The sequence below is a fragment of the Pseudoflavonifractor sp. HNCC25GI2 genome (genome assembly GCF_058136395.1).
In genome coordinates, this window is the sequence record NZ_JBYUOW010000002.1 from 141,365 (window position 1) to 167,293 (window position 25,929).

19 protein-coding genes and 1 other annotated feature are annotated in these 25,929 nt (G+C 60.8%); of the genes, 7 read left to right on the plus strand and 12 right to left on the minus strand.

What is annotated here, in order from left to right:
• Positions 1–77: 77 nt before the first annotated feature.
• The 3 genes from AC3YUO_RS03250 to AC3YUO_RS03260 are packed head-to-tail and all read left to right on the plus strand — an operon-like array spanning position 78 to position 3,659.
• The gene (locus tag AC3YUO_RS03250) at positions 78–2,348 is read left to right on the plus strand and encodes a xanthine dehydrogenase family protein molybdopterin-binding subunit (RefSeq protein WP_489961618.1); all 2,271 of its coding nucleotides are present in this window, start codon (positions 78–80) and stop codon (positions 2,346–2,348) included.
• 1 nt (position 2,349) lies between these two features.
• A complete protein-coding gene (locus AC3YUO_RS03255) occupies positions 2,350–2,820 on the plus strand; it encodes a (2Fe-2S)-binding protein (RefSeq protein ID WP_489961619.1) in 471 nt (156 codons plus the stop codon).
• Positions 2,817–3,659 (plus strand): FAD binding domain-containing protein, encoded by an 843-nt coding sequence (locus AC3YUO_RS03260; RefSeq protein WP_489961620.1) that lies wholly within the window; start codon positions 2,817–2,819, stop codon positions 3,657–3,659. Before AC3YUO_RS03255 ends, AC3YUO_RS03260 begins: the two co-directional genes overlap by 4 nt.
• 67 nt (positions 3,660–3,726) lie before the next feature.
• On the opposite strand, the gene AC3YUO_RS03265 is transcribed toward AC3YUO_RS03260, so the two are convergent.
• The 6 genes from AC3YUO_RS03265 to ilvB (AC3YUO_RS03290) all read right to left on the minus strand — a co-directional run bounded on the left by AC3YUO_RS03265 (position 3,727) and on the right by ilvB (AC3YUO_RS03290) (position 10,940).
• Positions 3,727–5,235, minus strand: coding sequence for an HAL/PAL/TAL family ammonia-lyase (locus AC3YUO_RS03265; RefSeq protein ID WP_489961621.1), 1,509 nt, complete (start codon positions 5,233–5,235; stop codon positions 3,727–3,729).
• A gap of 123 nt (positions 5,236–5,358) precedes the next feature.
• Positions 5,359–6,378, minus strand: coding sequence for a ketol-acid reductoisomerase (gene ilvC, locus AC3YUO_RS03270; protein WP_489961622.1), 1,020 nt, complete (start codon positions 6,376–6,378; stop codon positions 5,359–5,361).
• Positions 6,359–6,925, minus strand: a complete 567-nt coding sequence (ilvN, locus tag AC3YUO_RS03275; protein WP_118641603.1) for an acetolactate synthase small subunit — start codon at positions 6,923–6,925, stop codon at positions 6,359–6,361. Before ilvN (AC3YUO_RS03275) ends, ilvC begins: the two co-directional genes overlap by 20 nt.
• A 12-nt stretch (positions 6,926–6,937) precedes the next feature.
• Positions 6,938–8,641 (minus strand): biosynthetic-type acetolactate synthase large subunit, encoded by a 1,704-nt coding sequence (ilvB, locus tag AC3YUO_RS03280; protein ID WP_489961623.1) that lies wholly within the window; start codon positions 8,639–8,641, stop codon positions 6,938–6,940.
• 165 nt (positions 8,642–8,806) lie between these two features.
• Complete coding sequence (ilvN, locus tag AC3YUO_RS03285) at positions 8,807–9,292, minus strand: acetolactate synthase small subunit (RefSeq protein ID WP_489961624.1); 486 nt, start codon at positions 9,290–9,292, stop codon at positions 8,807–8,809.
• 16 nt (positions 9,293–9,308) lie between these two features.
• Positions 9,309–10,940: a biosynthetic-type acetolactate synthase large subunit gene (gene ilvB / locus AC3YUO_RS03290; protein ID WP_489961625.1), complete on the minus strand. Its 1,632-nt coding sequence runs from the start codon at positions 10,938–10,940 to the stop codon at positions 9,309–9,311.
• A 63-nt stretch (positions 10,941–11,003) separates the two neighbouring features.
• Positions 11,004–11,235: a binding site (T-box leader), on the minus strand.
• Between the two features lie 434 nt (positions 11,236–11,669).
• Between ilvB (AC3YUO_RS03290) and AC3YUO_RS03295 the strand changes: the two genes are divergently transcribed.
• On the plus strand, positions 11,670–14,372 hold the full coding sequence (locus AC3YUO_RS03295; protein WP_489961626.1) for an S-layer homology domain-containing protein: 2,703 nt from the start codon (positions 11,670–11,672) through the stop codon (positions 14,370–14,372).
• Positions 14,373–14,436: 64 nt separating this feature from the next.
• Here AC3YUO_RS03295 and AC3YUO_RS03300 read toward each other — a convergent pair whose 3' ends face one another.
• Positions 14,437–15,051, minus strand: coding sequence for a hypothetical protein (locus AC3YUO_RS03300; protein ID WP_489961627.1), 615 nt, complete (start codon positions 15,049–15,051; stop codon positions 14,437–14,439).
• 251 nt (positions 15,052–15,302) lie between these two features.
• Between AC3YUO_RS03300 and AC3YUO_RS03305 the strand changes: the two genes are divergently transcribed.
• Entirely contained in the window at positions 15,303–16,154 is an 852-nt protein-coding gene (locus AC3YUO_RS03305) for an aldo/keto reductase (protein ID WP_489961628.1), read from the plus strand.
• 94 nt (positions 16,155–16,248) lie between these two features.
• Here the strand turns inward: AC3YUO_RS03305 and AC3YUO_RS03310 are convergent, their stop codons facing one another.
• Genes AC3YUO_RS03310 through AC3YUO_RS03325 form a run of 4 tightly spaced genes read right to left on the minus strand, consistent with a single transcriptional unit; the run spans position 16,249 to position 22,588 of the window.
• On the minus strand, positions 16,249–19,311 hold the full coding sequence (locus AC3YUO_RS03310) for an efflux RND transporter permease subunit (protein WP_489961629.1): 3,063 nt from the start codon (positions 19,309–19,311) through the stop codon (positions 16,249–16,251).
• A gap of 7 nt (positions 19,312–19,318) precedes the next feature.
• Positions 19,319–20,497: an efflux RND transporter periplasmic adaptor subunit gene (locus AC3YUO_RS03315; RefSeq protein WP_489961630.1), complete on the minus strand. Its 1,179-nt coding sequence runs from the start codon at positions 20,495–20,497 to the stop codon at positions 19,319–19,321.
• 22 nt (positions 20,498–20,519) lie between these two features.
• Positions 20,520–21,947 (minus strand): TolC family protein, encoded by a 1,428-nt coding sequence (locus AC3YUO_RS03320; protein WP_489961631.1) that lies wholly within the window; start codon positions 21,945–21,947, stop codon positions 20,520–20,522.
• Complete coding sequence (locus AC3YUO_RS03325; RefSeq protein WP_489961632.1) at positions 21,944–22,588, minus strand: TetR/AcrR family transcriptional regulator; 645 nt, start codon at positions 22,586–22,588, stop codon at positions 21,944–21,946. Before AC3YUO_RS03325 ends, AC3YUO_RS03320 begins: the two co-directional genes overlap by 4 nt.
• Before the next feature lie 230 nt (positions 22,589–22,818).
• Here AC3YUO_RS03325 and asnS point away from each other — a divergent pair, with 230 nt between their 5' ends.
• Together asnS and AC3YUO_RS03335 are read left to right on the plus strand one after the other, a co-directional pair.
• Complete coding sequence (gene asnS, locus AC3YUO_RS03330) at positions 22,819–24,213, plus strand: asparagine--tRNA ligase (RefSeq protein ID WP_489961633.1); 1,395 nt, start codon at positions 22,819–22,821, stop codon at positions 24,211–24,213.
• 416 nt (positions 24,214–24,629) lie between these two features.
• Positions 24,630–24,878: a helix-turn-helix domain-containing protein gene (locus AC3YUO_RS03335; protein ID WP_489961634.1), complete on the plus strand. Its 249-nt coding sequence runs from the start codon at positions 24,630–24,632 to the stop codon at positions 24,876–24,878.
• A 56-nt stretch (positions 24,879–24,934) separates the two neighbouring features.
• Here the strand turns inward: AC3YUO_RS03335 and AC3YUO_RS03340 are convergent, their stop codons facing one another.
• Positions 24,935–25,873, minus strand: coding sequence for a D-2-hydroxyacid dehydrogenase (locus tag AC3YUO_RS03340; protein WP_489961635.1), 939 nt, complete (start codon positions 25,871–25,873; stop codon positions 24,935–24,937).
• Between the last annotated feature and the right edge of the window lie 56 nt (positions 25,874–25,929).

A 25,929-nucleotide genomic window follows, 5' to 3' on the forward strand; every position in this document is an offset into this window, starting at 1 on the left:
TCAAAATCCGACCATGGGCCCTGTCCCTATCATCGCAGGCCGGTCGGACCGCTTAGCTGCAAATGAGGAGGGAAACAATGATGAATGTGATCGGAACTGGCCGTCCCATTCACGACGCCAAGGGCAAGGTCACAGGGCGGACCCACTACGCGGGTGACCTCACCCTGCCCCACATGGCCCACATCGCCATGATTTTCAGCTCCATTCCCCACGGCCGCGTGCGGTCGATAGACGCCTCCAAGGCGCTGGAGCTGGAGGGCGTCTACGGCGTGTTCCACTGCTTCAACACACCGGACTACCGCTACAACCGCTACCGCAGCCAGTTCTCCAGCCCCGGCTCCCAGATGCTGCCCGACGAGGAGCATGTGTTCCATTCCTACGTCCGCTTCGTCGGCGACCGGATCGGCGCCGTGGCTGCCCGGGACGAGGAGACCGCCCGGCGGGCCGCCGCCCTGGTGAAGGTGGAGTACGAGGAGCTGCCCTACGCCCTGAACTTCGAGGACGCACTGGCCGGAAAGCACTGCCTGGAGGGCGAGTCTCCCATTGTGGACGAGGGTACCATCACGGTAGGCGAGTCCCAGCCCGATGAAGCTGAGGGCATTGTGGTCACGTCCCACAGCGAGCTCAGCCGCCTCCACCACGCCGCCATGGAGACCCATGCCTGCGTGGCCCAGTATGAGCCGGACACCGGTGTACTCACCGTCCAGAGCCCCAACCAGGCCGTCTTCGGCATCCGTACCGTCATCGCCGACATGATGGGCCTGCCCTACAACCAGGTTCGGGTCATTAAGACCACCATGGGCGGCTCCTTCGGCGGCAAGCAGGAGTGGTTTGTGGAGCCGGTGGCCGCCGCTCTGGCCAAGGAGCTGAACCGCCCGGTGAAGCTGGTCTACGATCGGGCGGAGACCATGCGCTCGGCCTACTGCCGCGGCGCCATGCGCGGTGACCTGCGGGGCGTGTTCCGCAAGGACGGCACCATTCTCCGCCTGGATATGGACGTCCTCTATGACGCCGGCGCCTATATCAGCAGCGGCCGGGACTATATCCGCGCCCCCTTCGGCAAAATGTTCCGCTGCTACCGGGTGCCCTACGCCACCCTCCATTGCCGCCTGGTGTCCACCAACACCACCCCCGGCGGCTCCTTCCGCAGCTGGGGCGTGGCTGAGTACTACACTCTGCTGGAGCACCTGCTGGAAAACGCCGCCAAGGCGCTGAACATGGACCCCGTGGAGCTGCGGCTGAAGAACGTGCTCCAGCCGGGCGAGTACGACATCAAGATGAACCTGCCCGTGGAAAACACCCGCATTGAGGAGTGCCTGGTCCGGGGCCGTGAGAAGTTCCGCTGGGAAGAGCGCCTGGAGGAGGACCGCGCCTTCAATGCCGCCAACCACCGCTACAAGCGGGGCTGCGGCGTGGCCTGCGGCGGACACACCAACACCTACTACACCCGCTTCCGGGACTTTGCTCAGGCGGAAATCCGCATGGGCGACGACGGTACCGTTCAGGCCTGCGCCAGCATCCACGACCACGGCTGCGGCAGCGTCCAGGCCTTCAAGATGATTCTGTCCGAGGTGCTGGAGCTGCCCATGGACCAGATCCGTCTGGGAGAGGCCGACACCGCCGTCACTCCCTACGACTACGGCTGCTACTCCAGCCGCAGCACCTTTATGGTGGGCGGCGTGCTCATGCGCTGTGCCCAGAAGCTGCGCCGGGAGCTTCTCTCCATCGCGGCCCAGATGCTGGATGCCCCCGTGGAGGAGCTCTACTTCCAGCAGGCCGTCATCCACCGGAAGGATCACCCGGAGGTAGCCCTCACCTACAAGGACGTGTCCCAGTGGTCCATCCTGAACCTGTGCCACGAGGTCTTTGCCCGTGAGACCTTTGAGACTCACTCCAACCCCATCACCACCGGCGCCCACTACGCCCACGTGGAGGTGGACACCTGGACGGGCCTGACCAAGGTTCTGGACTATCTGGCCCTCCACGATGTGGGCCAGGCCATCAACCCCGCCATGTGCATTGCCCAGACCCAGGGCGCTGTCCAGATGGGCTGCGGCGCCGCCCTGCGGGAGCAGTACACCTTCTCCCCCGACGGCCGCGGCGTAAACAGCCTGTCCAAGTACCACCTGATGAACGCCCCCGATCTCCCGGAGATCCAGGTGGAGCTCATCCAGGACGGCCCGTCCCAGGACGGTCCCTTCGGGGCCAAGTCCATCGGCGAAATCGGCATGGTCCCTGTGGCCGCCGCGGTAAGCAGCGCGGTAAACCGGGCTCTGGGCACCGACATGGGCGTGCTGCCCATGGACCCGGACCGTATTCTGGAGTGTATTGCAAGGAGGGAAGCCTGACATGCGCCTGAACTTTTTTGTCAACGGAGATCCGATCTCCCTGGACACCGATCCCCAGCGCCGCCTGCTGGACATCCTGCGGGAGGACCTGGGCCTCACCGGCACCAAGGAGGGCTGCTCCGAGGGCGAGTGCGGCGCCTGCACCGTGCTGATGGACGGCGAGGCCGTTCACTCCTGCCTCACCCTGGCCGCCCAGCTCAATGGACGGCACGTAGAGACCATTGAGGGTCTGGAAAAGAGCGGAGAGCTGGATATCCTCCAGCGCGCCTTTGTGGAGGAGATTGCCGTGCAGTGCGGCTTCTGCACCCCGGGCATGATTATGTCCGCCAAGGCCCTGCTGCTGAAAAATCCCAATCCCACCCCCGAAGAGATTCGCACCGCCCTGTCCGGCAACATCTGCCGCTGCTCGGGCTACGTTCAGATTGTCAACGCGGTCAGCCGGGCCGCCCGGGAGATGGGAGGAGAAGCATGAGTACTTGTCTGATCCCCAAAACGCTGGAGGAACTGGGGGAGGCCCTGGGTCAGCTGACCGGGAAGAGCCTGGTTCTGGCCGGAGGCACCGACCTGATTCTTCAGATGCGCGCCAAGCATCTGGAGCCCGATGTCCTTCTCTCTCTCAGCGACGTGTCCGCCCTGCAGGACATCGTCATCACTCCTGAGCAGGCCGTCATCGGCGCCATGGCCACCATGGCCCGGGTGAAGGAGGCCACCGATGGTCTTTCTGACCTGCAGGCCCTGGCCGATGCCGCGGGCGGTGTTGGCTCCCCCCAGATCCGCAACAAGGGCACCATCGGCGGCAACGTGGCCAACGCCTCTCCCGCCGCCGACCTGCCCTCCGTGCTGTGGCTGCTGAATGCCCAGGTGGACATCCTCTGCCCCGGCGGCCTGCGCCGCGCCCTGCCCGTTCAGCAGTTCTTCCAGGGGAAGGACGGCCGCAAGACCCAGCTGGAGCTGGGCGAGGTCATCGTCAGCTTCACCATCGACCGCACCGCCCTCCAGGGCTGGCGCTCCGCCTTCCACAAGCTGGGCCACCGCTCCCAGGTGACCATCTCCCGCATCGGCATGGCCATCGCCCTGCGTCTGAACGGGGAGGGCGTCATTGAGGACGCCCGGGTGGTGGCAGGAGCCATCAAGCCCATCCCCTTCCAGCTGCCTGATGCCGAGGACATCCTCCGGGGCAAGCGGCCCGAGCCCACCCCCGAGCTGTGCATTGCTCTGGGTGAGACCTTTAAGGGCAACACCCGCCGTGTCTACAAAGAAAACGCCGCCAAGGGCGTCTTTGAGGACACCCTGAAGCTGTTTGCCCGGTAACTTCTGATTTCATTGCAAAAGGGCCTGCATGGCACATGCCATGCAGGCCCCCTTTTGTCTTAAGCGTTCAATCTTCCAACGCCCGGTTCAAATCGCCCCGTACAATCATGTCATAGGCCAGGGCAATGTCCCGGCTCAGGTTGCGGTCCCGGTCCAGGAAGGGGATCTCCCGGCGCAGCGTCTCCTTCAGCTTCCGGGTCTTGCAGCCCAGGGCAATGTCTCCCCGCAGGTCGGTGGCCTGGGCCCCGTGCATAGCCTCAATGCCCAGGATGTAGCGCAGGTTGTCCACCATCTTCAGGCACTTGTCCACCGCCAGGGGCAGGTTGCTGGCATGGTCCTCAATGTTCCCGGCCACGGGCATGTGGTCCATGGAGCTTGGATTGGCCAGAGAGCGGTTCTCTGCGTCCAGGGCGGTAAAGGTCTTCTGGATGGTGCCATAGGCAATCACCTTCACGTCCTCCGGGGTGAGGAAGCGGGTCAGCCCGGTGAAGGCGGGATCGGCCAGATGGAAAAGGCGGTTGCAGGCGGCCCTGGACATGTGGCTCAGGGCGTTGGCCAGCATCTCCACTCCCATGGCCAGCTGGAGCACCTCAAAGTTGGGGCTCACCGAGGTTGTTCCCGTCTCGTAGTGGATGCAGGGGTTGTCGTCGGTGGTGTTGATCTGGTGGAGAACAATCTGCTTGACGTAATTCAGCGCATCCACTACCGCCCCCTGGATGGACACGTGGCAGCGGAAGGTAATGGGGTCCTGGAGGGGGCGCTTGGGGTCGGGCTGCTCCAGATAGCTGCCCTTCAAATAGCTGCGGCAGATGGCTGCCGTCTCCATCTGCCCCGGGAAGCCCCGCAGCTCGTTCACCCGCTCCCCCAGAGGCTGGATGCCGCCGTTCAGGCCCTCCAGGCTCAGGCAGAACACCCCGTTGGCCAGCTGCAGCAGCTGCTCCAGCTGTTCAATGAGCAGAATGGTCAGGATCTCCCCCTGGGCGTTGCGGGCCACAATGGACAGCCCGTCCTTGGGCCCCAGTACCGCAGGCTTCAGCCCGGTGAGCTCAAAGGCCCGGGCGGCGGACATCCGCTCCCCCTTATACTCCACATCGTTCTCCCCGATCATGCTCAGACCGATGAGGGACTGGGTGGTGATATCTCCCTCGCCGATGGATCCCCGGTGGGGCACAATGGGGTGAATCCCGTAGTTGAGGAAATCCCGGTAGAGCTCCAGAAGCTCCACCGACACGCCCGTGCGGCCGCACAGCGCCGTGCTCAGCCGCAGGAGCATCATGCCCCGCACCTCCTGAGTGGAGCAGTAGGGGGCCACGCCCAGGGCATGGCAATTGAGGAGGTTTCGATTGTAGGTCTCAAAGAAGTCCTGGTCAAACTCCTTGTCCTTGTTCCAGCCCACCCCCCGGTTGAGCCCGTACACCGGCTGGCCCTTGGCCGCCATGTCAAAGAGCACCTGCCGGGCCTTGGTCACCCGGGCCGCGGCCTCCGGGTCCAGCTCCACGGGGCGGTATTCCGCGACTACCTGGTGCACATTCTCAAAGGTCAGATTACTGCCGGTCAGAATCAGCGGTTCCATCATTCTTCGGTCCTTTCTATCTGTTTTCCCTCCAGCCCTCTCCCGGTCGGGATCCCCGGAAGGCCAATACAAAAAAAGCCGCGGCCCAGTTGGATCGCGGCTTTTTTGTATGAATGGTTCCGATGCTTAGTTGGAAGCGGTATCCAGGTCGGTGTCGCCGCCCCAGATCATGTTCTTGCGCAGCTCAGCGCCCACGGTCTCCATCTGGTGCTTGGCCAGCTGGGCACGCTTGGCGTTGAAGAAGGTGCGGCCGTTCTTGTTCTCGGCAATCCACTTGCCGGCGAACACGCCGTCCTGGATGTCCTTCAGGACCGCCTTCATGTTTTTCTTGGTCTCCTCATAGGGCAGGACACGGGGACCGGAGACATACTCGCCGTACTCCGCGGTGTCGGAGATGGAGTAGTTCATGGCAGCCACGCCGCCCTTGTTGATGAGGTCGATGATGAGCTTCATCTCGTGGATGCACTCGAAGTAGGCGTTCTCGGGCTCGTAGCCGGCCTCGACCAGGGTCTCGAAGCCCAGCTTCATCAGCTCCACAACGCCGCCGCACAGGACAGCCTGCTCGCCGAACAGGTCGGTCTCGGTCTCGTCCTGGAAGGTGGTCTCCATCACGCCGCCGCGGGCGCCGCCGATGCCGGCAGCATAGGCCAGAGCCAGCTTATAGGCGTCGCCGGTGGCATTCTGCTCCACGGCGATGAGGCAGGGCACGCCCTTGCCGTTGACATAGGTGGAGCGGACGGTGTGGCCGGGGCCCTTGGGGGCGATCATAGTCACGTCCACGTCGGTGGGAGGCACGATCTGCTTGAAGTGGATGTTGAAGCCGTGGGCGAACATCAGCATGTTGCCGGCCTCCAGGTTGGGGGCGATGTCCTTCTTATAGACGTCGGCCTGCACCTCGTCGTTGATGAGGATCATGACGATGTCGCCCCACTTGGCGGCCTCGGGCACGGTCATCACCTTCAGGCCGGCCTGCTCGGCGTTGGCCCAGTTCTTGGAGCCCTGACGCAGGCCGACGCACACGTCGCAGCCGGAATCCTTCAGGTTCATGGCGTGGGCATGGCCCTGGGAGCCGTAGCCGATGATGGCGATCTTCTTCCCGTTGAGGTAGTTGATGTCGCAATCCTTCTCATAATACATTTTTGCCATAGTTATATTCCTCCTTCAGTTTGTTGTCATCATATATAGTGCTGCGCCCTCTTTCGATGGCGAGAGTACCCGTTTTTGCGATTTCCAGAATGCCGAAGTCCTCCAGCAGGGCAATGAGCGCCCCGGTCTTGTCCTTGTCTCCGAAGATGGCCACCGTCAGGGTGTCCCGGCCCACGTCAATGATGTTGGCGCGGAAAAGGTTGGAGATCTGAATGACCTCGTCCCGGGCGTTGCGGTCGGCGGTCTTTACCTTAATTAAGGCAAATTCCCGCTGAATGGACTCGGCCTCCTCCAGGATCTTCACCGCCTGCACCGGAATGAGCTTGCGGCACTGGGCGGCAATCTGGTTGACCATCAGCTCGTCCCCGAGAATGACAATGGTAATCCGGGTGGTACCCGGCTTATCCGTCTCGCCGGAGACGATGGACTCGATGTTGTAGCCCTTCCGGGAAAAGAGCCGGGCCACCTGGCTGAGGACGCCTGGGATATCCTGGACCAGAATGGCCAGGGTGTAGAGCTTCTTCTGGGTATCAAATTCTTTTTTCATCCCGTCGCCCCCTTACTTCAGCAAAAAGTTGGTGATGTGGGCGCCGCCGGGCACCATGGGCCGGACCATCTCGTCCATATCCAGCCGACAGTCCAGCACGCAGCCGCAGCCGGCCTCCAACGCCGCCTTCATGGCCTCCTCCATCTCCGCCTGGTTGGTCACCCGGAACCCCTTCAGGCCATAGGCCTCGGCCAGCTTCACAAAGTCCGGCCCCCGGTCCAGGGTGGTCTCGGAGTAGCGCTGGTGGTAGATGAGGTTCTGCCACTGGCGGACCATGCCCAGAGTTCCATTGTTGAAAATCACCGTAATAATCGGCAGGTGATAGTGCTCCACCGTGGCCAGCTCATGGCAGTTCATGCGGAAGCAGCCGTCGCCGGTGGTGTGGATCACCACCTTGTCCGGGTTGCCCATCTTGGCCCCGATGGCGGCCCCCAGGCCGAAGCCCATGGTGCCGAAGCCGCCGGAGGTCAGCAGCTGGCCGGGGTAGTCAAAGTGGAAATGCTGGATGGACCACATCTGGTGCTGGCCCACGTCAGTGGCCACGATGGAGTCCTCCGGGGCCAGGCGGTGGATGGTCTCCAGCACCTGCTTGGGGGTCAGGCTCTCGCTCTGGCGGGGAATGGAGGGCTCCCGCAGGGGGAGAATGTGCTCCTTCCACTCGGGATGGCTGTACTGGGGCAGCTTGGGGTTCAGCAGATCCAAGACTGCCTTGGCGTCGCCGATGATATGGTGATCGGTGAGCACGTTCTTGTCGATCTCCGAACGGTCAATGTCGATGTGGACAATCTTGGCCTGACTGGCAAAGGAGCCGGGGTTCAGAGCCACCCGGTCAGAGAACCGGCAGCCCACGGCGATGAGCAGGTCGCACTCGTTACAGGCCAGGTTGCTGGCCCGAGAGCCGTGCATGCCGATCATGCCGGTGGTCAGGGGGTGTCCCCCGGGGAAGCCGCCGCCGCCCATGACGGTAATGGCCACCGGGGCGTCCAGCTTCTCGGCAAATTCCCGGAACTGCTTGTGGGCCCGGCCCCGGACCACGCCGCCGCCGCAGATGAGCAGCGGGCGCTCCGACTGGGCAATCATGTCCACCAGAATGTCAATATCCTCGCCGTTGGGCTCGGGATTTTTCAGCTGGTGGCTGTCCGCCAGGGCCTGGATACTGCTGCAGGAGCGGTTCTCCGTCCAGGGAATAAACTCATACTCAATCTCCACGCTGGGGGCGGTGACATTTTTCAAAAAGTCAATGAGCACCGGGCCGGGCCGGCCGGTGGCCGCCACGGCGAAGGCCTGGCGCATCACGTCGGGGATGGTCTGGGGATCCCGCACCAGATAGGTGGCCTTGGTGATGGGCATGGCGATGCCGGTGATGTCCACCTCCTGGAAGGCGTCCTTGCCCAGCACATCCTCCGTCACGTTGCAGGTGATAAAGACCACCGGCGAGGAGTCCATGTAGGCGGTGGCGATCCCCGTGGTCAGGTTGGTGGCCCCAGGGCCGCTGGTGGCAAAGCACACCCCCACCTTTCCGGTGGACCGGGCATAGCCGTCCGCGGCGTGGGAGGCCCCCTGCTCGTGGGCCGTCAGCACATGGTGGATTTTATCCTTATAATTATAGAGCTCATCATAGACATTCAGGATGGTTCCGCCGGGATACCCGAAGACGGTGTCCACCCCCTGCTCCAGCAGGCACTCCATGATGGCCTGAGTCGCTCTTACTTTCATAGGTTCAACTCCAGTCAAATTGTTCCGTACGGCAAGATATCACGCTTCACCTGCGCCCGACGCGCAGCTTCCCTCCGATTCGGGACACAAACAGCCGGGCCTTGCCCGCCTTGGTTTGTATCCCTCACTCCGGTCCATCTGCGCTGGGCGCGACGGCTCAGACGCTTAAATCTTTCCTCCGCCCTTCTGCACCGCAATGACGCCGGTGCGGACCACCTCCAAAATGGAGAAGGGGCGCATCATGGCCTGGAAGGTGTCCAGCTGGTCCGGGGCGGCGGACAGCTCCATGGTCATGGAGGTGGGAGAAATATCATCCACCTTGGCCCCCATGATTTCACAGATGGTCATGATGTCCTGGCGGGTCTTGTTGTTGGCGTTTACCTTTAAAATCATCAGCTCCCGGCCGATGAAGGTGTTCTCCTCCAGGGTACGCACCTTGATGACTTCAATGAGCTTGTTCAGCTGCTTTTCCACCTGCTCCACCACACTGTTGCCGCTGTCCACAATGATGGTGATGCGGGAGATGGTGGGATCGTCGGTGACGCCCACGGCCAGAGACTCAATGTTGAAGGCCCGGCGGGAAAACAGCCCGGTAATTCGGTTCAAAACACCCGCCCGGTTTTCCACCAGCACGGAAATGGTCTGTTTCATGGTGTCTCCCCCTCCCTTAGTCGTTGGTGCCCACGTCCGGGTGGACCTCGCAAATCAGCAGGCAGCAGCCCTTGGCGCCCAGGAACTGGTCCAGGGTCTCGTCCAGCTTGTCCTCGTCGTTCACCGTCAGGCTGGAAATGCCGTAGGCGGCGGCAATGGTCTCAAAGTCCGGGGAGCCGTCCAGCGCCACGCCGAAGGGACCGTGGTAGGGCCCGCGGCTCTGAATCTGGTGAACCAGGCCCAGGGTGTGGTTGCGGAAGAGGACAATTTTAATGTCCAGGTCCTCGGTCTTAATGGCGGAAAGCTCGTTCATGGCCATCTGGAAGGAGCCGTCTCCGCACACCACTACGGTCTGCCGGCTCCGGTCGGCAATCTTGGCGCCCACCGAGGCGGGCAGGGCGTAGCCCATGGTACCCAGGCCGCCGCTGGTGAGCAGACGGCCCTGCTTCTGGGGCAGGTACTTGCAGGCAAAGATCTGGTTCTGGCCCACGTCCACGCACACCACTGCGTTCTCGTCCAGCTTCCGGCCCAGCTTCCGCAGCACGGTGCCGGGAAATACGTAGCCCTCCCGGCGGGGGAACTGGCGGCTCAGCTCCGCCTTGCGGTAGTCCTTCAGCCGCTCCAGCCAGGCGGTGGAGTCGGTCACCGGAGCCTGCCGGTCCAGCAGCTGCCGCAAAATCACCTTCACATCCCCCACCAGGGGGATAGCGGCCTGCATGTTCTTGCCAATTTCCGCTGGATCCACGTCAATGTGGATAGTGGCCATCCGGCGCTGAATTTCCCTTGGATCCACCATGGCCCGGTCGGCCGCCCGGGTGCCCACCATAATGAGGAGGTCCGCCTTGGCCAGGGCCTGGTTGGCACAGTGGTTGCCGTGGGCGCCGATCATGCCCATATTCAGGGGATGGTCGGTGGGCATCAGGCCCAGGCCCATCATGGTCTTCACCACGGGGATGGCACAGCGCTCGGCCAGCTCCAGCAGCTCGTCCCGGGCGTTAGCCAGCCACACGCCGCCGCCGGCGCAGATGAGGGGCTGCTTGGACCGGGCAATGGCCTCCACCACCCGCTTAATCTGCAGCTCGTTGCCCTTGACGCTGGGCTTATAGCCCCGGATGTTAACCTGCTCCGGGTAGACAAAGGGCCCCTTCAGCTGCTGCTCCTGCACGTCAATAGGAATGTCGATGAGAACGGGACCGGGCCGGCCGGTTGAGGCAATGTGGAAGGCCTCCTTCACCACCTGAGGGATGAGGTTAGCGTCCTTCACCAGGTAGCTGTGCTTGGAGAAGGGAGCCACCGCGCCGGTGATGTCCACCTCCTGGAAAATGTCCCGGCCCAGCAGGTTGCTGGGCACCTGGCCGGTAATGGCCACCATGGGAATGGAGTCCATGTAAGCGGTGGCAATGCCGGTAATGAGGTTGGTGGCCCCCGGGCCGGAGGTCACCATGCACACACCTACCTTACCGGAAATCCGGGCATAGCCGGAGGCCATATGTCCCGCGTTCTGCTCCGTGCGCACCAGGGTGTACGCAATCTCGGGGTGCTCCTTCAGCGCATCCGCCGCCGGGCAGATGGTAGCGCCGGCGTACCCGAAAATGTGGTCTACCTGCTCCTGTAATAAGCTCTCAATTAACGCCTGCGCTCCGTTCATGGAACGTCACCTCCAATTGGTCTCTGGTCCGGGAAAAGCAAAAACGGCCCCGTCCTATCCTTCCGATAGGACGAAGCCGAAACTCCGTGGTACCACCTAAATTCACAGCGCCCCCGGCGCCGCGCACTCATTTCCCCTGTAACGGAGGGCATCCGTTCCCGCCTACTGAGGCCTCTACCGGTTCAGTGGGACTGCTCACGGGTGAGGTTCGGTGATGGCCCTTCAGAGGAGCTTTCACCAACCGCTCCCTCTCTGAACATCCAGGCGTGCTTACTATCCCGCTCATCGCTTTTTGATGATTGTCCTATATCATACCCGATTCATTTTCGTTTGTCAATTCCTTTTGTCCGATTTTCTTTGCTCCATTAAACTGAAAAATCGCTGAATTCTTTTTTCTGTTTTCACTCCTGCAATGGAGGGCGTTTGGAGACCATGTCTACCAAATGTCTACCAAAAAAGGCGCGGAACCCTTGTGTTTCAAGGGTTCCGCGTTTTTCCATTTTTTGGGTGTCTACCAAATGTCTACCAAGACAACTTTTTTATAATAAAACAAGCTGTTTTTGTCCGTTTTTATGGTGAAATTCTCACATTTTTTGTAATGCAAGGGGCGTTATACTGGCCTAAAAAGCCAGAAAAGTTCCCTGAAACCCGAATTCCGGGTCTGGAAGCCCGGAAAACGGTCCAAAAAGTTACATACTGGAGGACCAAATATTAAAAGGAGGAATTCCAATGAGAAACCTGAAGCGGGCTCTCAGCCTGGCGATGGCTTCTGTCATGCTCCTGGGCATGATGGTTGTCGGAACCGGCGCGAGCTATGCCGACGTGGACTCCAAAGACAATGTGGAGGCCATTGAGGTCATGCAGGCTATTGGCGTCATGGTTGGTGACACCAACGGCAACTTCAACCCCGACCAGAAGGTCACCCGCGGCGAGATGGCCGTGGTCATGGCTAACATGCTGAACCTGAAGGTGGAGGACTTTATTGGTGCCAAGACCCCCTTCACTGACGTGCCCCAGTGGGCTGTCCCCTATGTGGCCGCCTGCTATGCTGACGGCATTACCGCTGGCATCAGCGCTACCCAGTATGGCTTCAACTATGAGGTCACCACTGCTCAGGCCGCTCTGATGATGATGAAGGCTCTGGGCTATTTCCAGTATACCAGCGACTTTGGCTCTGACTGGCAGGTCGCCACTGTAAAGCAGGGCTCCAAGATCAACCTGTTTGACGGTGTTGAGGCCGGTGCTTCCACCGCCATGACCCGTAACGATGTGGCTCAGATCGCCCTGAACACCCTGGAGGCCAATGTGGTCGAGGCTGAGGGCAACGATGGCATTTCCATCGGCGATGTGACCATCGGCAGCAGCATCAAGTATGTTGACCTGCTGGTTGCTCCCAACGCTAAGTACCAGACCATTAGCAACGCCAAGGACAGCACCGGCACTAAGGACATTGTCCAGCTGGGCGAGCAGCTGTTCGACGGCAAGCTGGAGAAGGCTCCTGCCGGCGCTGACGTGAAGGACGAGTTTGCTCGTCCCGGTTACACCTGGCGCTACAACTCCAAGGACGTGAGCTTTGCTGTTGAGAAGCCCGTGGCCGTCTTCACCGCCAAGACCTCCGCTTCCGATGTAGCCAAGGCTCTGTCCGGCTACACCGTGAACAGCCTGAAGATCAACAACGTGGACTCTCAGTCTGGCTCCACCGGCAGCATTGTCTTTAAGAACGGCGCCCAGGTCGGTGAGACCATCAGCATCTCCTCCGAGACCGTGGCCAAGGCCATTGCTGATGAGACTAAGAATGGCTTGGTCTTCGAGTTCTATGACGCCAATGATGATGATGCCATCGATGCTATCATCAAGATCGAGTACGGTGTAGACACTGTCTCTGACGTGACCACCAACAAGACCGGCACCACCTATACCCTGGATGGCGGCGAGAGCGGTATCGTTTATGCCGAAGATCAGGATAAGGACAACACCATTGTCATTGCTGGCACTATTGCTGAGGATGATGTGGTTACCTATGTGAAGGCTGCCAACAACACCTCCGGCACCGGCGATGATATCCTTTACGTCTTCTCCACCACTAAGGTTGTGGGTACTCAGTCCGCTAAGGCTACTGACACTATCACTGTCAGCGGCACCAAGTACGATGTGGCTCTGGGTGTGTCCGGTGTTGCTATGAGCGGTTTCGCCAACAGCAACGACGAGGCTAACTTCTACATGGATCAGTACGGCTATGTTGTGAAGAGCGACGCCATCGCCTCTCAGACCAACTATGCCATCGTGGACAAGATCGCCCTGGTTGGTGCCTCCGGCACTGCTGCTAACCAGTCTGTCGAGGCTGTTCTGGCCTTCGCTGACGGCAGCACCAAGACCGTGAACGTCTCCAAGATCAACGGTATCAAGGCTAAGGACATCACCAACGACGCCGCCGCTGTGACTACCAACAGCAGCAAGGCTGTTACCGCCCTGAAGCTGTCCGATGCTGTCGGTAGCAACGATGCTCTGACCGGCGTTGTTGTAAGCTACACTGAGAAGAGCGGCAGCTATGAGCTGACCTATCTGAATCTCAAGGCCGACCTCACCGCCCAGACCGCTAAGGCCAGCATCTTTGACAAGTATGCTGTTTCTACTTCCAGCGATGATGCTTCCGCTACCACTGTGACCGTGGTGGAGAAGGGCGTCCCCACTGTGATGGGTTATGGCAAGACTGATGCCTCCAACGACACCACTGTTGTTGCCAACAACAAGACCGTGTACCTGGTCAAGACCGGCAGTGGCGATGACGAGAAGTTTGCCACCTACACCGGCTTCAAGAATGTTCCCACCATTAAGATTACTGGTGGCGCCGAGGCTTCCGGTGCTAACGATGCCCACGCTTATGTGAGCTACGCTACTGGCGATAACGGTGTGGAGTTCATCTACATTGACGCCACCGACAGCCGTGCCGCCGCTGGCGATACTGCTACCGGCGACATCCTGTACGTGTCCAGCACTACCGTCACTGAGAGCCTGGTTGGCGATGACACCATCTACGAGCTGACTGGCATTGTGAACGGTGTTGAGGGCGTGACCGTTAAGTCCGAGGACAGCACCATGTTCTCCGGCCTGACCAAGGGCCAGGTGTATGAGCTGACCACCGACAACGATGGTTATGTTACCGCCAAGACTGAGCAGATCACTTCTGGTACTGCTTACATCAAGGCTACTGTTGATACCAACGAGGCCAAGAACGGCATCCTGGATACCAACGGCACCGATTACACTTACGATGGCACCGAGAAGGTCATTGTCATTGATGATGACACTATCATCGGCAACTCCATCAATTCCGCTAAGAACGGCGACACCGTCTATGTCAAGGTTGTCGATAAGAATGGTGATGCCGCTGAGAAGCTGGCCATCGAGGTCATTTACATCGTGAAGGCCTAATCCCCAGGTTTTAGGAACTTGCGATAAAAAAGTGCACCCCCCAAAATCTCGGGGGGTGCATTTTTCATATCCGAATTCCGAACAAAACAACACGGCTCTCAGGCAGCAAGGGGCTGCTGCTGGAGATGGTAAGGTGAGTTAAAGTGTCCCGGGACACAGTGTAATAATGGATTCCCCACATGGATTTCATATTGGTTGCACGGTAAATCCCGTCGATACGAGCAGTGTAAGCCCGTTCGGATTTTCCGCACAACGCATTTCCGAACAGGTTAATAACACACATACCGGCCCCCACAAAGGTCTTGGTTCTGATTTCGTCTAAGCTGATGAACAGCATTGCAGTATCTGCACTTTCATTGGTGTCATGATATGACTTGGTGTAGTACACAGAGTCAGAAATATCATTCAATAAGAATTTGACTGTACCGCTGCTTGCTCCGATTAACTTAGGTGCCCACAGTTCTAATTTGCAGTAATTCTCTAACGGAATATCCTTTAAGTCCAAAACAATTTCAGACTGTTCTGTCTGGAGGCTAACATCTGCAAGACAGATAAGGCGACTTGATTCTCTTAGTGCCATATCGATCTTGGCATTGTCCTGATTGAATTGCTCTCTTAATATTGCATCTTCTGCTTCCCACTGGTTCAATCCATAATTTGAGGTCTGCCCGCTTGCCATAAATATTCCTCCTAATCTATCGCATCAACGGGCGGTCAGAGGCCGCCCCCTATGAGAGAGGCTCATTTGGTTTTCCCTCTCACCCCAGGTGGGCAGCTGCACAAAATCGTACATTAATATACAAATTCTGGAAATTATGCCCCACCATGCCCGCAACACCTCCGGATCGGCTGGCAAAGGTCGGCGTGTCATGTTATAATGAAGTCAAAATCTGATGGGGCCGCCGTCCCACACTGTAAGGAGTGATCCACATGCAGGCGCAAAGCTTCCAACTGCAAAACGGCTGTTCTGTCCCGGCTCTCATGTTCGGGACCTACAAAACGGCCGAGGAAAAGAACGAAGACATCCTTCTCACCGCCATTGAGGCCGGTTACCGGGGCTTTGATACGGCCTCCTTCTATGGGACGGAGGAATATCTGGGCTCCGCCATCCGGAAAAGCGGACTGGCCCGGAAGGACGTTTTCATCACCTCCAAGCTGTGGAAGACGGAGATGGGCTATGAGGGCGCCATGGCCGCCGCCCGCCGGAGCCTGGAGGCGCTGCAGACCGACTATCTGGACCTCTACCTCATCCACTGGCCCCTGCCCGACCCGGACTACGCCGACTGGAAAGCCCTGGACCTGGAGACCTGGCAGGCGTTGGAGGAGCTCTACGACCAGGGCGTGGTCAAGGCCATCGGCGTGAGCAATTTCCACCCCCACCACATTGAGAACCTTCTGGCCCACGGCCGGATTGCCCCCATGGTGGATCAGCTGGAGTACCACCCCGGGCACGCCCAGGAGGCCGCGGTGGCCTACTGCCAGGCCCGGAACATCCAGGTCCAGGCCTGGAGCCCCCTGGGAAAGCGCCGGGTGCTGGGCGATCCGCTGGTCTGCTCCCTGGCGGAGAAATACGGGGTGTCCCCCGCCCAAATCTGTCTGAAATTCGCCCTGCAGCGGGGGGTGGTCCCCCTGCCCAAGGCCTCCTCCCTGGAGCGCATGCGCCAGAACCGGGACCTTTTCTCCTTTGAATTGGAGGAGGAGGACCTCTATCGGCTGACCTGCATGCCCCCGGTGGGCTGGTCGGGGGAACACCCGGATCGCCCCCGGGTGCGGCTGTCCTGACCCAGGCAGGCTCTTTTTGAATACACAGGTTCCTCAAACGAAAAAACGGGAGGCACACGCTGTTGCGTGTGCCTCCCGTTTTGCTTTGCCTGGGTTACGCTTGCTCCCCGTCGGGAACGGACTTGGGCTTGCGGCGGAAGATATGGCTGAGGTTGTCGATGACCGAGTAGTAGACCGGGGTGAAGATCAGGGTAATGATGGTGGAAATGACCATGCCGCTGATCATGGTGATGCCCATGTCGGACATCATCTCGTTGGTGTCTCCGATGCCCAGGGCCATGGGCACCAGGGCCAGGATGGTGGTGAGGGTGGTCATGAGCACAGGCCGGATACGGAGGGGGCAGGCGTGGAGGATGGCCTCCTGGCGGCTTTCGCCCCGCTCCCGGCGCTGGCGGATGTAGTCCACCAGAATGATGGAGGCGTTGACCACGGTGCCCGCCAGCATAATGAGGGCCACCAGGGAGATCATGGACAGGTCCCGGCCGGTGACAGGCAAGGCGAACAGAGCGCCGGTGAAGGCCACGGGCAGAATCATCATGACGATGACCGGCATGAGGAAGGACTCAAACTGGGAGGCCAGCACGAAGTACACCAGGCCCAGGGCCACCACCAGAGCCAGCAGCAGGTCGGAGAAGCTGTCCATCATGTCGGTGTAGGCACCGGAAATCTGGGCGGTGTAGCCGTCGGGCAGGGTGTAGTTGTCCAGAATGGCCTGGATCTGGGCGGTCATGGCGGTGGTGTCGCCGCTGATGGTGTCGCCGGTGACGGAGATCTGCCGGGCCTGGTTCACACGGGTGATGGTCTGGGGGGCCTGGACGATGTCCACCTGGGCCACCGAGGACAGCGGCACCGTGCCGCCGTAGGCAGTGGTAACGGGCATGGAGCGCAGGGCATCCAGGTTCTCTCCGGCGGTGCCGTCGCCCCGGACCACCACGTCCAGCTCCTGGTTGTCAATGGTGACGGTGGTGGCAGTGGCGCCGGACAGCTCCGAGCGCACTGCGGAGCCGATGGTGGCGGCAGTGAGGCCGTACTGGGAGGCGGCCTCCCGGTTGATGGTGACGGTGACCTGGTCCACCCGCTTGGCGGCGGAGGTGGTCACATCCACGGCATCCTCCAGCTGGGCGATCTGCTCCTCCAGGTCCTGGGCAATCATGGTCAGGGTGTTGTAGTCGGTGCCGGTGATGTCCACGCTGATGTCCTGGCCGCCCATGAGGGCGGTCATGTCCGAGGCGGAGACGGTGAGCTCACAGCCCGCGATGTCCGCCAGGGCGGTGCGCAGGTCGTTGGCCACCTGCTGGCTGGTGCGGGTGCGTTCGCTTTTGTCCACCAGGTTCAGGTTCACCGAGGCGGACTCGGCCTGGGAGGTGTAGTAGATGGTGTCCAGCTCGGGCACCGTCTCCTCTACTACCTCCACCACCCGGTCAGCGATGGCGGTGGTCTGCTCCACCTCCGAGCCGATGGGAGTGCTGACGGAGATGGTCACCATGCCCTGGTCCATCTCGGGCATGAGCACCATCTTGGTGGACAGGCAGGACACGCTGAACAGGACCACCAGGGCCACCGAGGCCAGCATGCCCAGCCCCAGGTGGCGGGTGAAGAAGGCCAGCACACGGGTGTACCAGTCCATGAGGGGCAGAGTCTTGCGGGTGCTCTTCTTCTGGGCCTTCTTCAGTGCCTGGCGGTGTACCCGGTTCTCATCCAGCAGGAAGTAGCACAGCAGGGGCACCAGGGTGACGGCGATAACCAGGGAGGCCAGAATCAGAAAGGCAATGGTGAGGCAGAAGTCCTTGAACAGCATGCCCGCGATGCCTCCGGTGAGGCCCAGGGGCAGGAACACGGCCACGGTGGTGAGAGTGGAGGCGGTAAGGGAGGTGAAGACCTCCTTGGTGCCGTCCACGCAGGACTCCATGCGGCTGTGGCCCTCCGCGGCGTAGCGGTAGATGTTCTCCAGCACCACGATGGAGTTATCCACAATCATGCCCACGCCCATGGCGATACCGCCCAGGGACATCATGTTCAGCGTCAGGTCAAAGACGTTCATCAGCACGAAGACGGTGAGGATACAAACGGGCATGGACACGGCGATGGTGGCGGTGGCGCCCAGGCGGCGCAGGAACAGAAAGACCACGATGGCCGCCAGCACCACGCCCAGAATGATGTTCTGGATGGCGGCCTCCACGGAGAGGTCAATGTAGTCGGAGGCCAGGTAGGGAATGGAGTAGGCCACGGCGGCGTTTTTCTCCTTCAGATCAGCCATGGCCTCGGCCACCGCCTGGGCGGTGGAGGCCTCATTGGCCCCCGACTGCTTGGAGACCTGGAGGATGACGCAGGCGGTGCCGTCGGTCTTGGCCACCGTGTCCGGGTTCAGGCTCTCCAGAGAGACGTCGGCCACCTCCGAGAGGCGCACCGACCCGCCGGTGGGCAAAGGAATAATGACGTTGGCCACGTCCTCCACGGTGCTCAGCTTGGCGTCGGTGGAGACGGTGAGGTGCTGGGAGCCGTTCTGCAGGTCGCCTGCCGGATAGAGCAGGTTCTCCGCGGCCAGAATCTGGGCGATGTAGGAGCTGGACAGTCCCAGCCCGGCGGCCCGGGTGTTGTCCACCTCCACGGCCACCTGCTGGCTCACGCCGCCGGAGACGGTGACCTGAGCCACGCCGTCGATGCGCTCCAGAGCGGGGCCCACCGTGTCCTCCGCCAGGGCCTGGACCGAGGCCAGGTCATCCCCCATAAGGGCGATCATGGCCGAGGGCATTAGGTCGCTGACATTGATGTTGACGATGACCGGGTCCATGGCCCCGTCCGGCAGGGAGAGCATGTCAAACTTCTCCCGCAGCTTGGTGGCGGCGATGTCCAGGTCGGTGCCGTCCACATAGGTGACCTGTACCTGGCTCACCCCGTCGGAGGAGGAGGACTGGACGGAGTCCACGCCGGGCACCGACATGATGGCCGACTCCAGGGGGCGGGTGACCAGCTCCTCCATATCGCTGGGGTTGGCGCCGTTGTAGTAGCACAGCACCACCGCGGCGGGGGCCTCAATGTCAGGGAGGAGGGACATCTGCAGCTGGGTGGTGAAGACCACGCCGAAGATGGAGATCATGATGACCGCCATGAGGGTGGTCACCTTGTGCTTGATGCAGAACTTGGCGATGCTGCTCACTGTGCCATCAGCCCTCCCCGGATACAACCCGCACCGGGGTGCCGTCGGACAGGTAGGCCTGGCCCACCGTCACCAGCTGCTGGCCCGGCTGGAGGCCGGAGGTGATCTCCGTGACGCCATTTCCGGTGAGGCCGGTGGTCACGGGGACGTATTTGGCGGTGTCGTTTTCCACCACGAAGACGTACTGCTCCTCGCCGCTGGTGAGGATGGCCTCGGTGGGCACCACCACCGCGTTCTCCGAGGCGTTGGTGCGGAAGGTGACGTCGGCGAACATGCCGCTGAGCAGCCCGCTCACGTCGGCGGGGACGGTGAGGGTGACGGTGTAGAGCTTGGTCTGGGCGTTGGCGGTCTGCTCCACCGAGCGGATCTGGGCGGTAAAGGTGGCGTCCACCGCGGAGACGGTGACCCCCGCCTCGTCTCCGATGGCCAGCTTGGGCACCAGGGCCTCGGACACGGAGACCGTCACCTTCATCTGCTCCGGCCCGTCAATGACGGCCACGGGCATGGAGGGAGAGACGAAGGCGTTCTCCACCGCGTTGAGGGACACCAGGGTGCCTGCCGTGGGGGCGACCACGTTTCCCTGGCTGTCCACGTCCTCCAGCAGGGTGGACAGCTGCTCCACGTTGGACTTGGCGCTCTGCATCCCCGCCTCCAGCTGAGCCAGGGTGGAGGTGCGGCCCGCCTCGGCCTGCTGGAGGGAGAGCTCGGCCTGGTCAATCTCCAGCTGGGAGGCGGCCCCAATCTCATAGAGGGCCTTCAGGTTGTTCAGGTTGTCCTGGGCCAGCTGGACCTGCTTGTCCAGAATGGCCTTCTGGTCCTGGTAGCTCTGGGCGGCGGAGTCGTAGTTAATGGTGGCCGCGTTGTACGAGGAGAGGGTGCTGTCCAGGTCCAGGGTACAGATCTTCTGCCCGGCCTGGACGGTATCTCCGGCCTGGACATACACGGCGGTACATTTGACACTGGAGGCCACGTAAATGGAGGTCTCATTGTCGGCGGCAATCTTGCCGGACACCTTGTTTTCCGTGGCGATGGTGTCGGAGGTGACCTCCTGCACCTGGACGGCCACGCCGTTGGTGCCGCTCTGGCTGGAGGCGTCCGCGCTGGTGTCGGAGGAGCTTCCGCAGGCGGTGAGGGACAACAGGGCCCCGGCCAGGACCAGGGACACAATTCGTTTTCTTGCCATCATAATATGTAGGTCCTCCTGCAGCTTAGTTCAGAATGCCGTAGTCCACGGCCCAGCGGTAGTTGTTGTAGGCGGAGAACAGGTTGCGCTGGGCGGTGTTCACCGTGTCCTGGGCGGTATCCAGGTCGTCCTTTGCGGTGAGCAGGGTGTTTTCCGAAATGGTGCCCTGCTCATACTTCAGCTGGTCCACGGCGTAGTTGTCCTGCTCCACCGCCAGAGCAGTCTGGGCCGCCTGGAGGACCTGCTGGTAATCCTTCACCTGGGCGTAAAGGGTGCGGAAGGAGAGCTCAAAGCTCTGCACCGCTCCGTCGTAGGTGTACTGGGCTGCCTGCCAGGCGTGCTGAGCCTGGACAAACTGATATTTGTTCTCGTTGTAGTTGTACTCCTTGCCCGCGTCCTTGTAGGTCTCCTCCGCGTCGTCCAGCGTTTTCTTGGCGGCGTAGAGGGTGTAGCTGGCCTCCTTGGCGGCGGCCAGGTCGGTCTCCAGGTCCATGGCCGCCAGCTGCTGGTCGGTGACCTGGGGCAGGGCGGAAAGACGCATGCTTCCGGTGAGGGGCGCTCCCACCATGGACTGCAGGTTCATGGTCAGAGTTGCGGCGGAACTCTCCAGGGTCTGCTTCTGGCTGACCAGGGAGGTCCGGCCCGCCTTGGCCTGCTGGAGGGTGAGGGAGGAGATCTGCCCCAGCTCATAGCGCAGCTCCAGCTCCTCGATCTGCCGGTCCAGGGCGTCCAGGGCCCGCTGGAGGGAGGCGTCCGTGGCCTGGAGCTCACTGAGCTGTACGTACATGCTCTGGGCCAGCAGCACCAGGCCGTCCTGGGTGGATTTCAGCTGACGGACGGTGTCCGCCGCCTCCTTCTGGATCTTGCCCTCCTTCAGGTCATCGAACTGCTCCCGCAGGGCGTCGTACTGGGCCTGGAGGGTCTGGCTGGCGGAGGAAGTGGACATGGAAACCATGCCCTGGAGGGCCTGTTCCAGCTCGTCCATACCCGGACCATCCGGCAGCTGAATGGCTCCGCCCATGGTGTGCAGCTGCCACTGGGCGTTGGCGATGTCGTTGAGGCCCTCCCGCAGCTCCTCCTGGAGCTTCTCATAGTCGGTGGCCTCCACCTGGGCGATGGTCTCCCCCAGCACCAGGCAGTTGTAGTCCCCGGACCGCACCCGGCTGTCCACATTGGCAAAGGACAGGGTGCCCTCGGGATCCGGGTCGGGCTGGGCAGGCTCCTGGGCCTCCTGCGTGTCTCCAGTCTCCTCCGTGGTGCCCTCTTCGGAGGGCTCCTGGGCGGCCTCCGCCTGGGAGGCGGAGGTGTCTGCCTGGACCTCCGGCTGGGTTTCCTGTTCTTCCACGGCAGACGTGTCCGGCTCCACCGGATCGGCTGCCAGCACCGCGCCCCCGCACAGGCCCAGAGCCAGGGCTCCAGCCAGCATCAGGGCGGTCAGTTTCTGATTTGTCATGTCCTTCCTCCTTCGTCGCTGTCCCGGTGGAGTTCCGGCTCCGCCAGGCTGCCCCGGCGGATAATATCCACCCGCTGCTGTAAAATTTCCCGCTGGGCTTCCCACTGGTCCGGCTTGCGCAGTGTGGTCATCACCGCGCAGATCAGCGCGCCCATGATCAGAAAGAAAATGTGTTCCAAAAAGCGGTGTTCCCCGCTCTGCAGCCCTCTGGTGTCGATGTGCCGGGCCAGCTGATCGGGCAAAATGGGCCGTTCCTCCCCAGCCATCCACTGCACATCCATGCCCTGGTTGCGCTGCATCACCCGGATGAAGCGGAGCAGGCTCGCATTCGCGCTGCCGCCCTGGTGGACAAACCGGTCAAAGGCGGCCAGGGGCATGGCAAACAGGTCGCCCCGGTTCTTCACCAGGATCTCCTCAAGGACCTGGGTAAAGTAGGCCCACATGTCCCCCAGCAGGTAGGCAAACAGCTCGTCCTTGTCGGTAAAATACTGGTAGAAGCTGCCCCGGGAGATTTTTGCCCCCTGGATAATCTTGTTAATGGACGCATCTGCGCAGCGCACCTGGGTAAATTCCGCCCAGGCCGCATCCAGCAGGCGCTGTCGTTTTTCCTCCGGCAATCGGAAAAAAGTACTGGTAGGCATAGGAGACCTCCAAAATATGACAGGTTGTCATTGTGACAGGCTGTCATAAATTATACGAATCCCCCGATCCCCTGTCAAGGCGGACCGGCGTAAAGATTATGTAAGAATTCCGGTCCGCTCCGGCGGGGAATTCCCGCTGTTCCTCTTGTAAAAGGAGAAAAAAAGCATTATAATGAAAAGACCCGGTCTTTCCGGGCTTATTTGTCTGAAATGATATGGAGAGGAATGCTATGCAGCGTATCACCATCGCTTCTATTTTTGCCGACCAGGATGCTCTGGGCGGCCAGACGGTCACCGTCTGCGGCTGGGCCCGCACCATCCGGGACATGAAGGGCTTCGGCTTTATTGAGCTCAACGACGGCTCCTGCTTCAAGAACCTGCAGGTGGTTATGGACGCCAGTGTGCTGGACAATTATAAGGAGATTGCGTCCCAGAACGTGGGCGCCGCCCTCATTGTCACCGGCACCGTGGTCCTCACCCCCACCGCCAAGCAGCCCCTGGAGGTAAAGGCCGCCTCCATCACCGTGGAGGGCCCCTCCGCCCCCGACTACCCCTTGCAGAAAAAGCGCCACAGCGTGGAGTTCCTCCGCACCATCCAGCACCTGCGCCCCCGCACCAACCTCTTTTCCGCCGCCTTCCGGGTGCGTTCCGTGGCTGCCCACGCCATCCACTGCTTCTTCCAGGACCGGGGCTTCGTCTACGTCCACACCCCCATCATCACCGCCTCCGACTGTGAGGGCGCCGGCGAGATGTTCCAGGTGACCACCCTGGATCTCCAGAATGTGCCCAAGAACGAGGACGGCACCGTGGACTACACCCAGGACTTCTTCGGCAAGAAGGCCAACCTCACCGTCTCTGGCCAGCTCAACTGCGAGAACTTCGCCATGGCCTTCGGCAACGTCTACACCTTCGGCCCCACCTTCCGCGCCGAGAACTCCAACACCCAGCGCCACGCCGCGGAGTTCTGGATGATCGAGCCTGAGATGGCCTTCGCCGACCTCAACGACTATATGGACACCGCTGAGGCTATGATCAAGTATATTATCAACTATGTCATGGCCAAGTGCCCGGACGAGATGAATTTCTTCAACTCCTTCGTGGACAAGGGTCTGAAGGAGCGGCTGGAGCACGTGGCCTCCTCCGACTTCGCCCGGGTGAGCTACACCGATGCGATTGAGATTCTGAAGAAGAACAACGACAAGTTTGACTACAAGGTGGAGTGGGGCTGCGACCTGCAGACCGAGCACGAGCGCTACCTCACCGAGCAGGTCTACAAGCGTCCCGTGTTCGTCACCGACTACCCCAAGGAGATCAAGGCCTTCTATATGCGCCAGAACGACGACGGCAAGACCGTGGCCGCGGCCGACTGCCTGGTGCCCGGCATCGGTGAGATCATCGGCGGCTCCCAGCGCGAGGAGCGCATCGACATTCTGGAGGCCCGCATCAAGGAGCTGGGCATGAACCCCGAGGACTACTGGTGGTACTGCGACCTGCGCCGCTACGGCTCCTGCCGCCACGCCGGCTATGGCCTGGGCTTCGAGCGCATGGTCATGTACCTCACCGGCATCAGCAACATCCGCGACGTGGAGCTGCACCCCCGTACGGTGGGCAACGCGGAGTTCTAAGCCCTCGCCGGGCAGGCGTTCTTTTTCTTGCAAGAAAAAGAACCAAAAAGAACTGAGCGCAAAACTTCGTTTTGCTTCCTGGAATGAACGAAAAAACAGGAGGGACGCACAGCGTCCCTCCTGTTTTGATATTATAAATGTCAGCATCTGCTGTTTAATCCCCCCGCATCAGCTCCGGATTCAGATAAATGAATATTCCTGCCCCCGGAACAAGCAGGAACAAACTGTACTCCCCTAAAACAGACTGAGCCAGAATGGACAGCACCAGAAAAAACAGGACTGCCCCAATTCCAACCAGAACCCTGATCCACATAGGCCACTTCATCATAGTTTCCCACCACGCAAAATTCGTTATCACGAAACATTATAATACACGAAGTGGATAAACTCAACTCATAAATTCTTTATTGCGAATTATGGGTGAGGCTATGCAAAAGATTCGACCGGATCTGGATATTGGACACAACATTCAGGCGCTGCGCCGCAGAGCAGGTATGACCCAGGACCAGGTAGTGGCGAAACTCCAGCTGATGGGTCTGAGTATTTCCAAAAGCACTTATGCAAAACTGGAGACCAATCGCATGAACATCAAAGTGAGTGAACTGGTGGCATTGAAAGAGATTTTTCAGGCGGAATACCAGGACTTTTTTGTTGGATTGGGTTGAGAAACGAAAAGAGGAGGGACGCTGTGCGTCCCTCCTCTTTTATTATGTATGAATTGTCAGCGTGCCCGGTTCATCAGGGGCTCCCCGGCCAGATACCGGCGCAGGTTCTCCAGAGCAATCTCAATGCAGCGCTTCCGGGTAATTTCCAGCCGCATGCCGCCGGCCACATGGGGGGTAATCAGCAAGTTGGGGATGTCCCACAGGGGGCTGTCCTCCGGCAGGGGCTCGGGCACCGTCACGTCCAGAGCCGCTCCCCACAGCTTGCCCTTCTCCATGGCCCGCCCCAGGGCGTCCTGGTCCAGGGCGGAACCCCGTCCGGCGTTGATAAAGATGGCGTCGTCCTTCATAAGAGCGATGCGCGCCTCGTTCATCAGCCCCGCGCTCTGGGCGTTGTGGGGCAGGCAGAGGGCCACCACGTCGGCCTGGGGCAGCAGCTCGTCCAGCTTCTCCAGTGGGAACACCTCATCAAAGCCCTCCACAGGTCCGCGCACCGTCCGCTTCAAGCCGATGGTGTGGGCCCCCAGGGCCCGGCACATGCCTGCGAAGGTGGAGCCGATGTGTCCCGCGCCCACCACCAGCACGGTGCCGCCGTAGATGGTCTTCATCACACCCTCGTCCGTCCAGCGGTGCTGCTTCTGGCTGTCCCGGTAGGTGGGCAGACGGCGGCACAGGGCCATCACGCTGGCCAGCATATGCTCGGCCACGCTCAGGCTGTTGCTGCCGCTGGAGGAGGACATAATGACGCCCGGAGGCAGGATGCCTTCTCCCTCGTACTCGTCCGTTCCCGCCCACATGGTCTGCAGCCACTTAAGATTCCGGGCATAATGCAGCTCCTCGGCCTTGGGCCAGCCGAAAATGATGGTGGCCTCGGCCAACTGCTGCGGGGTAACCGTTTTGCGTCCGGCGTAGACATGGACGGCGTCCGGGGCCAGGGCCTCAAACTTCTCCCGCTCCCCCTCGGCCAGAGGAAGCAGGTTCAAAATATACTCAGACATAGGAATCTCCTTTCCAGAATCAAAACGCTTTGCCCCCATTATACGGGGTAGTTCAG